The 14,050-nt window shown below is 66.0% G+C and carries 8 protein-coding genes; 5 read left to right on the forward strand and 3 right to left on the reverse strand.

Features of this window, described 5'->3' with window-relative positions; genetic code table 11:
• Positions 1-93: 93 nt before the first annotated feature.
• Positions 94-6,180, reverse strand: a complete 6,087-nt coding sequence (locus tag AC07V8_RS10820; RefSeq protein WP_494677803.1) for an autotransporter-associated beta strand repeat-containing protein — start codon at positions 6,178-6,180, stop codon at positions 94-96.
• Between the two features lie 595 nt (positions 6,181-6,775).
• Here AC07V8_RS10820 and AC07V8_RS10825 point away from each other — a divergent pair.
• On the forward strand, positions 6,776-7,288 hold the full coding sequence (locus AC07V8_RS10825; RefSeq protein ID WP_494677802.1) for a GAF domain-containing protein: 513 nt from the start codon (positions 6,776-6,778) through the stop codon (positions 7,286-7,288).
• 30 nt (positions 7,289-7,318) lie between these two features.
• Here the strand turns inward: AC07V8_RS10825 and AC07V8_RS10830 are convergent, their stop codons facing one another.
• A complete protein-coding gene (locus tag AC07V8_RS10830) occupies positions 7,319-8,245 on the reverse strand; it encodes a LysR substrate-binding domain-containing protein (RefSeq protein ID WP_494677801.1) in 927 nt (308 codons plus the stop codon).
• A gap of 184 nt (positions 8,246-8,429) precedes the next feature.
• Between AC07V8_RS10830 and AC07V8_RS10835 the strand changes: the two genes are divergently transcribed.
• The 4 genes from AC07V8_RS10835 to AC07V8_RS10850 all read left to right on the forward strand — a co-directional run bounded on the left by AC07V8_RS10835 (position 8,430) and on the right by AC07V8_RS10850 (position 12,476).
• The gene (locus AC07V8_RS10835) at positions 8,430-9,752 is read left to right on the forward strand and encodes an MFS transporter (RefSeq protein ID WP_494677800.1); all 1,323 of its coding nucleotides are present in this window, start codon (positions 8,430-8,432) and stop codon (positions 9,750-9,752) included.
• 35 nt (positions 9,753-9,787) lie between these two features.
• Positions 9,788-11,026, forward strand: a complete 1,239-nt coding sequence (locus AC07V8_RS10840; protein WP_494677799.1) for a CaiB/BaiF CoA transferase family protein — start codon at positions 9,788-9,790, stop codon at positions 11,024-11,026.
• Entirely contained in the window at positions 11,026-11,823 is a 798-nt protein-coding gene (gene scpB / locus AC07V8_RS10845) for a methylmalonyl-CoA decarboxylase (protein ID WP_494677798.1), read from the forward strand. The genes AC07V8_RS10840 and scpB overlap by 1 nt, the downstream gene beginning before the upstream one ends.
• Positions 11,824-12,176: 353 nt before the next feature.
• A complete protein-coding gene (locus AC07V8_RS10850) occupies positions 12,177-12,476 on the forward strand; it encodes a hypothetical protein (RefSeq protein ID WP_494677797.1) in 300 nt (99 codons plus the stop codon).
• A gap of 115 nt (positions 12,477-12,591) precedes the next feature.
• Here the strand turns inward: AC07V8_RS10850 and AC07V8_RS10855 are convergent, their stop codons facing one another.
• Entirely contained in the window at positions 12,592-14,019 is a 1,428-nt protein-coding gene (locus AC07V8_RS10855; protein ID WP_494677796.1) for an MFS transporter, read from the reverse strand.
• Between the last annotated feature and the right edge of the window lie 31 nt (positions 14,020-14,050).

The raw sequence follows: 14,050 nt of genomic DNA on the forward strand, positions 1-14,050 counted from the left end.
AGGATTCCTGTTGTCGATTCAGTGTCTACCGTCTCGATGCAAGCCGCGGCTTGCATCGGTTTAGCGCCTCAGATGCGCCTTATCCGCGGCGGATCAGAATCGCCACAGGATGTTGGCCTTGATGGCGTTGTCCCTTGCCTTGTTGCCGAACTGGCCGGAATAACCCAGGCCCAGCGTCACGCTTTTGCTGACATCGGCGTCGACTCCGGCTTCCAGCAGCATGCTGTCGCGCGCCACCGGCACGCCGCTGACATTGAACGCTGCCGCGCCATTGCTGCTGAAGGCCAGCCGTGTGACAGGCGTAACGTCGCCGAAGGCATGGCGCCAGCCGACCGTGCCGTATACAGCCACGGTCGAGCTGGCGGCGCCAAGGCGGCTGCCGGCCCGCAATCCGAGCGTGGAGAACGTCACGTTCTGGCTTTGGCTGCTGCTGGTCAGCGCTGCCGGGCCACCGCTTTCGCTGAAGCTGTCGCCATGCACGTTGACATACGCCAGGCCGGCGAACGGTTCCAGCGCCACCTGGCCGGCGCCGACGCCGTAGCCGACCTCGCCGAACACCTGGGTGGTGTCGGCGTGATAGCTGGCCTTGGTGCTGTCGGCAAAGCTCGGGAACACGATGCTGCGGTCGGCGTCGACCTTGTTGCGGGTATAGGCGCCGCCCATGCGCACCCCGGCCGCGCCGAACTGCGCGCCGGCATACAGCGCCAGGTGGTAGCTGTCGACCGAGGCCGAACCGTTGGCGCGGCTGGTGTCGAACGACGAGTGGCCGATGCCGCCGGCCACGCCGACGCGCCATTGATCGTTCAAGGGGGTGTCGGCGCCGATGATGAAGCCGCCGCCGCTGCGGTCGACATCGGCGCTGCCGTCCTTGCCGTCAAGCTTGCTCTTGGCGCCATACAGCTGGCCCCACGCCACCTGCGCATTGCGGCGCTCGTCCTTGCAGGCATCCTGGGTATTCAGCTGGCTGTTCGGCTGGGTGGCGCTATCCGCGATGCAGTTAGCCACGCCGCCGCCGGCCAGCGCCGACAGCACGCCGGAACGCGGCGCCGATCCCTGCCGTGCGCGCGCCGTCACTGCATCGCGCAGATAGCGGCTGTCTTCCGTCAGGACGCTGTTGGCGCTGGCGTAAATCTCGCCCGACAGGCCGTCGAAGGCCGCCCGCGCCGAGGCCGGGTCGAGCGAGGTGACGGTGTCATAGATCGTGTTGCCGCCGGCCAGCGCGGTGACGGCGCCGGCCGCGTTGAACTGATTCGGCGTGTTGGCAACCTGCGGGAACTGGACCTGGTTGCGCGCCAGCTGCAGGAACACATTGTTGGCGTCGTAGCGCAAGCTCGGCGTCAGGAACACCAGGTTGGTGGTGGTGCCGGCAAAGCTGCCGCTGAGGCCGCCCGCGGCGGTCAGGATGGTGTAGTTGTTGGTCGGCTTGTAGTCGCCGGTGGCGGCAAGGACTTGCACTGTGCCGCCGTTCAAGGTGGCGCTGCCGGCAACGCTGATCAGGTCGCTGGTTTGGGCCGTGGCCTGCACCCGGTAAGTCGATCCGGGATTGAAGGCGGCGTTGCCGGCCACCGTCAGGCTGCCGACAGGCTGGCCGACGCCGGCGATGGCTGCGGTGCCGCCGCTGTTGACCACCAGTCCGCCTATCGTGCCCGGCCCCTGAACGGTGGCGCCGCTGTTGACGGTGACCGTCGAATTGGCGATCGAGCCGGTGACTGCCAGCGTGCCGCCGTTCACCGCGGTAGGTCCGCTGTAGCTGCTGACGCCGCTCAGTCCCAGCACCCCGGCGCCCAGCTTGACGACGCCGCCGCTGCCGCTGATGACGCCGGCGAAGGTGGTGTCGTCGGAACGGTTGAAGCTCAGGGTGCCGTTATCGACCACATTGCCGCTCAGGCTGCCCGTCGTGCCGCCATTGCCGATCTGCAGGACGCCGCCGTTGATGGTGGTGCCGCCGCCATAGGTGTTGGCGCCGGTCAGGGTCAAGGTATCGCTGCCGCCCTTGGTCAGCGAGCCGCTGTCCGACATCACGCCGCCATAGACGCCGCCGCCGTTCACCGTCAGGCCGCCGCTGCCGAGGTCGATATTGCCGTTGCCGTTCAGGCCGGGTACGGTCACCTGGAAGCCGTTCAGGTTGAGCGTGCCGCTGTTCAACGCCAGGCTGCCGCTGCCCAGCGCCGCATTGTTGCCGACGATGATGTTGCCGCCGTTGAGGATGGTGCCGCCGCTGTAGGTATTGGCGTTGGCCAGGGTCAGGCTGGCGGCGCCATCCTTGGTCAGGCTGCCGCTGCCGGAGACGACGTTGCCCAGGGTCAGGTCGTTGCTGCCGGCGATGGTGAGGCCGGCGTTCAGCACTACGGCATTGTTCAAGGTCAGCGGCACGCTGTTGTCCAGCGTCGCTGCGCCGCCGACAGTCAGGGCGCCGCTGCCGATGGCGCCGCCGTTGCCGAGCACCAGTGCGCCGGCGTTGAGGGCCGTGCCGCCGCTATAGGTGCTGGCGCCGCTCAGGGTTTCCGTTCCCGTGCCTTGCTTGACCAGGCCGCCGCTGCCGCCGATGGCGCCGCCAAAGGTTTGATTAGTCGCGTCGCCGAAGGTCAATGTGTTCGCGCCCAGCGCCACCGTGCTGCCGGCCGCGCCGGCCAGGGAGCCGATGGTCTGGTTGCCGGCGGCGGAGATATCAAAACCTGCTCCGCTGCCGGCGAGATTCACGGCGCCGGTGGCCGCCAGGCTGCCGCCCGCACCCAGCACCAGCTTGCCGGCATTGATGGTGGCGCCGCCGGTGAAGGTGTTGGCGCCGCTCAAGGTTTCAGTGCCAGCGCCTTGCTTGACCAGGCCGCCGCTGCCGCCGACCGCGCCGCCAAAGGTTTGATTGGTGGCGTCGCCGAAGGTCAATGTGTTCGCGCCCAGCGCTACCGTGCTGCCGGCCACGCCGGCCAAGGAGCCGATGGTCTGGTTGCCTGCAGCGGAGATATCAAAGCCGGTCCCGGCGCCAGCAAGATTCACGGCGCCAGTGGCCGCCAGGCTGCCGCCCGCGCCCAGCACCAGCTTGCCGGCATCGATGGTGGCGCCGCCGGTAAAGGTGTTGGCGCCGGTCAGGGTTTCGGTGCCGGCGCCTTGCTTGACCAGGCCGCCGCTGCCGCCGACCACGCCGCCAAAGGTTTGATTAGTCGCATCGCCGAAGGTCAATGTGTTCGCGCCCAGCGTGACCGTGCTGCCGGCCACGCCGGCCAGCGAACCGATGGTCTGGTTGCCTGCGGCAGAGATGTCGAAACCAGCGCCGGCGCCGGCGACATTCACCGCGCCGCTGGCCGCCAGGCTGCCGCCCGCGCCCAAGGCCAGTGTGCCGGCATTGATGGTGGCGCCGCCGCTAAAGGTATTGGCGCCGCTCAGGGTTTCGGTGCCAACGCCTTGCTTGACCAGGCCGCCGCTGCCGCTGATGACGCCGCCGAAGGTTTGATTGGTCGCGCCGCCAAGGGTCAGCGTGTTCGCCCCCAGCGCTACCGTGCTGCCGGCGACGCCGGCCAGTGAGCCGATGGTCTGGTTGCCTGCGGCGGCGATATTGAAGCCTGCGCCCGCGCCTGCAAGATTCACCGTGCCGGTGGCCGCCAGGCTGCCGCCTGCGCCCAAGGCCAGTGTGCCGGCATTGACGGTGGCGCCGCCGGTAAAGGTGTTGGCGCCGGTCAGGGTTTCGGTGCCAACGCCTTGCTTGACCAGGCCGCCGCTGCCGCCGACGGCGCCGCTAAAGGTTTGATTGGTCGCGTCGCCGAAGGTCAGCGTGTTCGCGCCCAACGCGACATTACTGCCAGCCACGCCGGCCAGTGAGCCGATGGTCTGGTTGCCTGCGGCCGAGATGTCAAAACCGGCGCCGCTGCCGGCGACATTCACCGCCACCGTCGGCGCCAGGCTGCCGCCTGCGCCCAAAGCCAAGGTACCGGCATTGATGGTGGCGCCGCCGCTGAAGGTATTGGCGCCGGTCAGGGTTTCAGTGCCCGTGCCTTGCTTGACCAGTCCGCCGCTGCCGCCGATGGCGCCGCCAAAGGCATGATTGGTCGCGTCGCCGAAGGTCAGCGTATTGGCGCCCAGCGCTACCGTGCTGCCTGCCACGCCGGAGAGGGAACCGATGGTTTGATTTCCTGCAGCAGAGATGTCAAAGCTTGCGCCAGCGCCGGCGACATTCACCGCCGCGGTTGGCGCCAGGCTGCCGCCCGCGCCCAGGGCCAGCGTACCGGCATTGATGGCCGCGCCGCCGGTGAAGGTATTGGCGCCGCTCAGGGTTTCAGTGCCCGTGCCTTGCTTGACCAGTCCGCCGCTGCCGCCGATGACGCCGCCAAAGGTCTGGTTGCCGGCGTCGCCGAAAGTCAACGTGTTGCCGCCCAAGGCCACCGTGCTGCCGGCCACGCCGGCCAGGGAACCGATGGTCTGGTTGCCGCCGGCGGAAATGTCAAAACCGGCGCCGGCGCCCGCGATATTGACCGCGCCGCTGGCCGCCAGGCTGCCGCCTGCGCCCAGGGCCAGCGTGCCGGCATTGATCGTGGTGCCGCCGGTATAAGTATTCGCTGCTGTCAGGGTAGTGGTCGCGGCGCCGTTCTTCACCAGGCCGCCGGCGCCGGAGATCGCGCCGCCCAGGCCCAGGTTATTGCTGCCGCTCAGGCTCAGGTTGGCGCCGCTGGCCAGCGTAATGCTGTTGCCGATAGTCAGGCCGGTGCTGCTGTCCAAAGTCGCCGAGCCGCCCACCGCCAGCGTGCCGCTGCCGAGCGCAGTGGCGTTGCCCAGCACCAGCCCGCCGCCGTTCAGGCTGGTGTTGCCGCTATAGGTATTGGCGCCGCTCAGCGTCAATATGCCGGCATCGTTCTTGGTCAGCCCGCCGGCGCCGCCGATGAGGCCCGACAGCGTGAGTCCGTTGGCGCCCTGGACGGTCAGGCCGCCGGCCTGCAGGCCGATGCTGTTGCCGACATTGAGCCCGCCGGCGCTGGCCTGGATGGCGCCGCCGTTGGCCGTGATCGCACCGCTGCCGAAAGAAGCGGCGTTGTCGAAAATGGCCAGGCCGCCGTTCAGGGTGGCATCCTGGAATGTCTGCGCGCCGCTCAGGGTCCAGCTGCCGCTGTTCATGCCCAGGTGCTGGAAGTTGATATAGGTGCCGCTGGTGATCGTGCCGGAGCCGCCTATCCCGCTGCCGGTGCCGGTCGCCGAATTTTGCAGCAGCAGGGTATTGTTGCCGCCGGCGCCGCCGTCGATGGTTCCGGTGGCGGCGAAGCCGAGATTCAGGCCCGCCACGCTGAGCAGGTTGAGGCCGAGGCTGCCGCCTGCGCTGACCGTTGAACCGGTCACGGCGGTAAAGGTATTCGTGCTGCTGGCGCCCATCGAGACGCTGCCGTTGATGGCGCCGGCATTGATGAAGGTGTTGCCGGTCCCGGGCGTGCCGGAAGCCTCGAACGCAACGCGGCCGTTGATGGCGCCGCTGCTGGTGTTGACGAAATTGACCTGGCCGCCGCCATAGGCGGCGACCACCGGCGCATCCGATGACAGCACCGAGACGCCCAGCAAAGGCGTGCTGCCGATGCTGCCGCTGTTGGAAAGATTGCTGACGCCGCCGGTGCCGTTCTGCACCGCCAGGGCGACGCCGTTCAGGTTCGGCAGGCTGACGCCCAGCAAGCCGGCGGTTCCTTTCATGGTGCCGCTGTTGTTGACGCTGACGGTGCTGGCGGCGGCGTTGCCGATCACGGTGCCGGTCGAGAGCAGGCTGCCGATGCCGAGCAGCGAAGGGTCGATGGTGCCGCCGTTATTCAAGGTGACGTTATTGCCGGTCAGGTTCATCGCGGTGCCCAGCAGGCCCAGCAGGACGCCCGAGCTGGCGCCGCTATTCACATTGACGGTCAGGTTATTGGCGGCGCTGCTGAACGAGGGCGCCAGCAGATTCGCGGCGCCTGAGCAGGTGACCGTGGCGCCGTTGGCGGGGTTGGCCGGCGTGCAGGTGGCCCATGCCGCCGAGCCATGCAGGGCCAGCAGGCTGCCGGCGGCGAGCCCAAGCAGCGCCGGCAGGCGCGAGCGCTGCGGCGCTCCGCCGCCAAGCGCGGGCCCGCTGGATACCAGCTGGCTGGCGGATCCCTTGCCGTTGGATTTGGCCAGTTCCGACACCACCACCAGCGCACCCTGCGATCTGCTCCACACCACTCGATAGCTCTTGCTCATGAAATTCTCCGGAAAAAAAGAAAACAGGGCCCCGGCGCCGCAACGGATGCGTGGCGCTTGCAACAGGGTGAATAATCAGGATTGCCGGATCTCAGGCTGGGCTGAGAGCGAGGCGCGCTGCTGGGGGAGTTGCGTGGTAATCATTCACCATTGGCGTTGCCGGCAGCGTTTTCAGATAAGGGCTATCCCCAGCGCATCGCCGCGGCGATGCAATCTTCCATGAAGCTGGATATTGCCTGTGCGAGAGCGGGCGCATGTCGCGACGGCGTGTTTGCGATAACCAGGTAAGCCTGCCTTGCCATGACTTGATCTACTCCCATCTGATTCGGACTACAAGTTGCAGCCGGCATGTTCGAGCGCAAATGTTAACCATAAATGTCCAGGACGGAATAAATTGGCAACATATTAATTGTTTGCCCAGTATAGCGAGCCGCCCAAAAAATAAAGCTGTCAATATTGTCAGCTTGATATTTGTAAAAATGTCTGTGCACTAACAATCGTCGGATACTGTCCGACGCAAGTTTTGCGTTGGTGCCGCCGCAAAAGGAAATCTCCGTTTGCATGTAAACTTGCAGCACATTTTTCCAGGATATCCATGTTCACTTCCACTACCGCAGAGATCGATGTCGATTACGCTCTGCTGGCGCGCCAGGCCGCCAGCATCCTCGACCAGGAACGCGACCAGAACTCCAATGCGGCGCAGTTCTCCGCCTTGGTCTACCAGACCGTCGCCGATCTGAACTGGGTCGGGTTTTACTGGGTGCGGCCGCGCGGCGCGGCGAGCAGCCATGGCGACGCGCAGGAACTGCTGGTCGGGCCGTTCCAGGGCAAGGTCGCCTGTGCGCGCATCCAGTTCGGCCGCGGCGTCTGCGGCGCTGCTGCCGCCAGCCGCGAATCGGTGCTGGTGCCGGATGTGCATGCCTTTCCCGGGCACATCGCCTGCGATGCGGCATCGAATGCCGAGATCGTGATTCCGGTGATCAAGGATGGCAAACTGTACGGCGTGTTCGACATCGACAGCCCCAGCCTGAACCGTTTCCGGCCGCAGGACCTGCAGGGCCTGGAAGCCTTGCTGGCGGTGTTCGTGGCGGCGACGGATTTCGAATAAAAGTCCTGTGCCGGCGTGAAGCCGGCGCGGTCAGCTACCCTTGCCGGCCGCCAGCCACTCGCGGCGCTGTCCCAGCGCGGCGAACAATTCCACAATGATGGCCTTGACCTTTTGCACCGCATTGCTGAGCAATTCGGTGTCGTGCCAGCACAGCGACAGCTCGCGCGAAAACAGCCGGTGGTCGACCGCGGCCAGCTTCAGCTTGTGCTCATCCAGTTCGACGTGGGCGGCCGACCAGGGCAGGATGGTGACGCCGAGGCGTGCGATGACGGCGGCGAACAGCAGCGCGGTAGAACTGGCCTCGAAGCGCACTTCGGACGCCAGGCCCGCCTCGCTCAAGGCCCAGTCGACGCGGCTGCGGATCGAGTTCGGCGCGCTTGGCAGGATCAGCGGCATGCGCGCCAGCTCGGCCAGCTGCACCGGCGCCGCCGGCAGCGGAAACTCCGGCCAGGCGATCAGGTGCAAGGCTTCGCTGATCAGCCGCTGCGCCGCCACGCCGCGCGTTTCGGCCGCGTCGGCCACCACCGCCAGCTCCACCCGGCCGCCGCCGATCAGGCCGCCGAGGTCGGCGCTGGGGGCCTCGATCAATTCCAGCACGATGCCCGGAAAGCGTTCGCGCACCATGCGCGCCAGCGGGATCGCCAGCACCCGCGAGGTGCTGGACGGCATGCCCACCGAGACCTTCCCTTGCGGGAACTCGGCATCCTGGCGCAGCAGTTCGCGCGTGCCGTCGGCTTGCCGCAGCAGCCCGGTCGCATGGCGGTAAAGGGTGAGGCCGGCGGCGGTCGGCGCCACGCCGTGCACGCTGCGTTCCAATAGCTGCATGCCGAGGTCGCGCTCCAGGTTGCGCATCTGCTGGCTGACCGCCGGCTGGGCGATATGCAGCGCCTCGCTGGCGTGCGTGACGTTGCCGCATTCAACCACTTTGACGAAATACCGCAATTGGCGCAAATCCATGTCCAGCTCCTCCGGCCTGTTGATCTTGTCGCGTCATCCTATACGTTAATCCTATGAAGCCAGCGGAATAACATATTTTTAAATTATTGACCGTCTTTCTATACTTGTGCCACAAAACCAGCGGGCGCGGCGACCAGCCGTAGCTGCACCACCACGGCCGCCACAGGCCGACAAGGAGACAAGCATGGACAAGGCAATCGGATTAACCGCGCCCGGCGTCAAGCCGCGGCGCACGCCTCTCAGCCGCGAACAGATCGGCGGCTTCTGGGCAGTGTATTCAGGATGGGTGCTGGACGGCGTCGATTCGGTGATCTATGCGCTGGTGCTGATCCCGGCGCTGACTGAACTGCTGCCGGCCTCGGGCATCGCCGCCACCCCTGGCAATCTCGGCATGTACGGCTCGATCCTGTTCGCGCTGTTCCTGATCGGCTGGGGTTTGTCCTTCATCTGGGGTCCGCTGGCTGACCGCTTCGGCCGTGTCAAGACGCTCGCCGCCAGCATCTTGATCTACTCGGTATTTACCGGCGCCGCCGCCTTTGCCCACAATGTCTGGGAGCTGGCGGCGTTCCGCCTGATCGCCGGCATCGGCGTCGGCGGCGAGTGGGCGCTGGCCGGCACCTATGTCGCCGAAAGCTGGCCGGAGGACAGGCGCAAGATGGGCGCCGGCTATCTGCAGACCGGCTACTACGTCGGCTTTTTCATCGCCGCCTGGCTCAACTACACCATAGGCGCCACCTACGGCTGGCGCGCCATGTTCCTGTGCGGCCTGGCGCCGGCCTTGCTGGCGATCTTCACGGTGTTGCGGGTGAAAGAGCCTGGCCAATGGCGCAAGGCGGCGCATGGCAAGGTGGCCGCCAGCGCGACCGTGGTGCGCAGTTCTTTCCGCGAGCTGTTTGCGCCGGCCTTCCGCCGCCGCACCATCACCAGCGCTTCGCTGGTCGGCGTGGCGGTGATCGGCCTGTGGGCCGGCTCGGTGTACGAAGCCAGCGCGGTCGTCACACTGGCCACGCGCGCCGGCATCGATCATATCGGCTCCGTGCACCTGGCCTCGATCGGCGCGGCGATCCTGTCGTTCGCCACCATACTCGGCTGCCTGGCGGCGCCCTGGCTGGCCGAGCGGCTGGGCCGCCGGGTGGCGCTGGGCATCTATTTCGCCGGCATGGCGCTCTCCATCGTATTCGCCTTCGGCTGGGTGTTCTATCTGGCGGATGGCCTCAAGCTGTTCATGGTGTCCTTGTTGTTCCTGGGTTTCTTCGGCGGTAATTTTGCGATCTTTTCGCTGTGGCTGCCGGAACAGTATCCGACCCGGATACGGGCCACCGCGTTTGCCTTCAACGCGTCCATCGGCCGTTTCCTCGGCGCCGGCGTCAACTTCCTGCTGGCGGCGGCGATCCAGTGGCAGGGCTCGCTCGGCCTGCCGGTGGCCTGGACCGCGGCGGCTTTTGTGGCCGGCCTGCTGATTCTGCCGTTCGCGGTGGAAACCCGCGACCAGCACCTGCCGCAATAGCCGCCATCGCTGTCATCATTCGACTGGAGAAACAAATGCAAGCATTACAAGGTATCAAGATCGTCGACCTCAGCCGTGCGCTGTCAGGGCCATTCTGTTCCATGGCGCTGGCCGACATGGGCGCCGAGGTGATCAAGGTGGAATCGGGACCGTGCGGCGACATGAGCCGCGGCTGGGGCCCGTTCGACCGCGGCGTCAGCACTTACTATTTGTCCTGCAATGCCAACAAGCGCGGCATCTGCCTCGACCTGCGCAATGCGCAGGGAATGGCGGCGCTGCAGCAACTGATCGACGGCGCCGATGTCGTCATCGAGAATTTCAAGCCGGGCACCATGGCTGCCATGGGGCTAGGCTACGAGGCGCTGAGCGCGCGCAACCCACGCCTGGTGATGGGCAGCATCAACGCTTTCGGCGCCGACGGTCCGCTCAGCGGCTGGCCGGGTTTCGACCAGATCGCCCAGGGCTATTCCGGCATGATGAGCCTGACCGGCTTTGCCGACGGCGATCCGACCCGCACCGGCACCGCCATCGGCGACATGAGCTCCGGCATGTGGCTGGCCATGGCGATCCTGGCGGCGCTGCTGGAACGCCAGCGCACAGGACGCGGCCAGCATGTCGGCAGCTCGCTGCTGGCCAGCCTGGTCGGCTTGCTGAGCGTGCATGGCCAGCGCTACCTGAGCCTGGGTGAAATCCCGCAACGCACCGGCAACGCCCATTCCGTGATCGCGCCCTATGGCGTCTTCGAAACCGCCGACGGCCCGCTCAACCTGGCGCCGATCACCGCCGACATGTGGCTGCGCCTGTGCCAGCTGCTGGAATTGCCGGCGCTGCCGGACGATCCGCGCTTCGCCAGCAATGAGCTGCGGGTCGCCCATCGCGAAGAGTTGAAGGTCTTGCTGGAAGCGCGCCTGAAGACGCGCAGCAAGCGTGAATGGAGCGAGCGCTTCGTCGCCGCCGGCTTGCCTGCCGGACCGATCAATACCCTGGCCGAGGTGTTCGCCGATCCGCAGGTGCTGCATTGCCGGCTGGTAGAAAGCACGCAGCATCCAATCCTGGGCGAGCTGCGGCAGGTGGCGACGCCGGTGACCAGTTACGGCGCCGATGCGGGTCCTGCGGCCAGCCGGCGGCCGCCGCCCGGGCTCGGCCAGCACACCGTGGAGGTGCTGCGGGAAGCCGGCTTCGAGCAGGCTGCGATCGATGCGTTGCTGGCCTCCAGGGCGGCGCATCAGGAGACTGCGCCGGCGGCATCGGAACCGCTGGCGGAGGTGGCGTGATGAATCCCTCTGATAACGCAGCCACGGTCACCAGCCGCATCATCGAAGAGCGTATCGGCCATGTCGTGTTCAGCAATCCGGCGCGCCGCCATGCACTGAGCGCCGATCTGCTGGGCGCACTGGAGCAGCGCTTGCTGCAGCTGGCTGGCCAGCGCGTGCCGGTGCTGTTGCTGGGCAGCGGCGTCGGGCAGGAAGTGTGGAGCGCCGGCCACGATCTCGGCGAACTGGCGCTGGACCGCGATCCTGTCGCCTACGGCAAGCCGCTGGAGCGCGTCTTGCGTGCGATACGCGCCTATCCGGGAGTCGTGATCGCCATGGTGTCGGGATCGGTGTGGGGCGGTGCGGTCGACCTGGCGATGAGCTGCGACCTGGTGGTGGCGGACCGCAGCGCGCGCTTTTCCATGACGCCGGCCAATATCGGCCTGCCTTACACCACCAGCGGGCTGCTGCGCTTTTTCCACAACCTGCCTATCCATGTGCTCAAGGAGATGTTCTTTTGCGCGCTGCCATTGACGGCAGAGCGCGCGCTCCAGTTCGGCGTCATCAACCGCATGGCCGACAGCAATATGCTGCAGGCCACGGCGCTGGAAATGGCGCACGGCATCGCCGCCAAGGCGCCGCTGGCGGTGCGCGCGGTGAAAGAGCAGTTGCGCATCATGGAAGACATGCAGCCGCTGCCGGTGCAGGCAATGGAACAGATCGCGGAACTGCGGCGGCAGGCTTGCGCCAGCGCCGATTTCAGCGAGGGACTGGAGGCGTTCAGCGGACGCCGTCAGCCGGTGTTCCGCGGCGTCTGACCGGCCGTCGGCGGCAGTGGAATCGCACTCTCAGGGATAGATTCATTTCAACTATATAACTGTTGAAAGCGCATAAGGAAATGTGTCGCGACCGATAAAAATCAGCGTTTCATTCGAGGCGCATGTTCTTCTTGATTTTGGCCGCAACCGTATCGGAAGCTTGTTGTCTTTTTCACCTGTCACTATTCACAGCTGCGGATGCGAGCAGCGCAGACTAGTCTGAACTGACTGGCCCAGGGACGCAAAATAGTGGCGCTGCAAACAGCGCCATGATTATTTCAAGCCGGAGCCGGTGCAGCATTTCTCGTATCCCGATCAATTGCAAAACGACTTATCTCAAAGGAGTAATAGCGATGGCACAACTTCTACTGTGGGGCAGTATTGAAAAAGATGGAACGATCGTCAGCAGCTCTGGCGGTTTCAGCGTGAAGCGTGAAAGCACCGGCAATTATTCGATTCTGTTCAAGAACCAGTTCACCAACAATCCAGCCATCACCGGCGCGCAATGGGGTTACGGCACCGGCCAGAGTACCTTGGACAACGTCATCTTCCCGTCGCTGTCGGGCGGCGGCGCCAACGTGCAGACCGGCGACTCCTACGGCAAGTATACCGACCGCAATTTCAGTTTCATCGCAGTTGGCAATACCGCTTGACGCCAGCAGCAGATCGTCGTCCGCCTGATGCTGGATGAACGACGCTACAGATGCATGCCGGAAGCGCAGGCTGGTTCGGCTTCCGGCAGCTGCATCGATCATCGGGCAATCGCATTTATCGCAGCGCGGCGTTCTTCGATCGCGCCTGGGCGCTCGGCAAGCATGCTGAAGACCTGGTGGAAAGCCACCATAGCAACGCAGCTGCCAGCGAGACGACAACGACCATTCCAAGCACGACGTGCAGCGCGTGCGCGAACGGCTGCAGCGTCGCCAGCAGAGCGCCGAAAATCGCCACCCCCAATGCCGCCCCAGTCTGTCTTGCCGAATTCAGCACGGCCGCCGCGATTCCCGCGCGGCCTTGCCCGACCGTGCCCATGGCAGGCGCAGTAGCAGCGGGAGAGATGAAACCGGAAGCCAGGCCGATCGCCAGCATCGGCAGCACAGCGAACCAGTAGGGCGAGCCCGGCTCGGGCAGGATCATGCCGGCGGCGCCGGCGGCATACAGGCAGAATGCCGCGCAGATCGACGCGCGCACACCGGACAGCCGGGCCAGGCGGCCGGAAGCCAGGCCGCCGATCGCCACCATGACGGTCATCGGCAGGAACGCCAGGCCCACCTGCAAGGGCGAGTAGCCCAACTCCCTTTGATAGTAGAGGCTGAAAGCGAACAGCATGCCGTAAAAGACCAGGGCGGAGGCCATGGAGACCAGCGCGGAAGCGGCGAACAGCCCGTTGCGGAAGAACGATAGCGGCAGCATGGGCTGCGGCTGCCGTGTTTCGATCCTGATGAACAGCAGGATTGCTGTGCCGCAGACGATGATGCCGGCGACGATGGGAAGCGAGCCCCAGCCCAGCGCCGGCGCTTCGATCAGCAGCGCGATCAGGCTGCCGAGCGCGACGGTCGCCGCCAGCTGGCCGGCCAAGTCGAAGTGGCGCGCACCTGGCGCCCGATCGCGCGGCAGCGGCCAGGTGAGCCAGATGCCGGCCAGGCCGAGCGGCAGGTTGACGAAAAAGATGCTGCGCCAGCCGAAGCCGTGGATCAGCAGGCCGCCCAGCAGCGGACCGGAAGCCATGGCGATGCCGCCGCAGCCCATCCACATGCCGATCGCCGCGGCGCGCCGTGCCGGATCGGGATAAGCCTGGTTGATCAGCGCCAGCGAGCAGGGCACCAGCATGGCGCTGCCCAAGCCCTGCAGCGCCCGCGCCAAGGCCAGCGTGCCCAGGTTGGGAGCGAAGCCGCACAGCGCCGACGCCAGCGTGAACAGCATGAGGCCGGCCAGGTAGATGTTTCTTGCGCCGAGGCGGTCGCCCAGCGTGCCGCCCGTCATGAGAAAGCTGGCGAAGCTCAAGGTGTAGGCGTTGACGATCCATTGCAGCCCGCTGACGCCGCTGTCGAGCGTGGCGCCGATCTGTTCCAGGCCGATATTGACGATCGATGCGTCGATCAGCACGATGGCGTAGCTGATGCTGGTCGCCGCCAGTATCTTGCGCGCCGGCTGGCCGTCGCCGGTGCGGAAATTCACTGCGCCAGTGTTCTCTGTCATTGCTGTTCTCCAGGCAAGGGGCTGGAGAACA

The organism is Collimonas sp. GW821-FHT02H07, assembly GCF_059421505.1.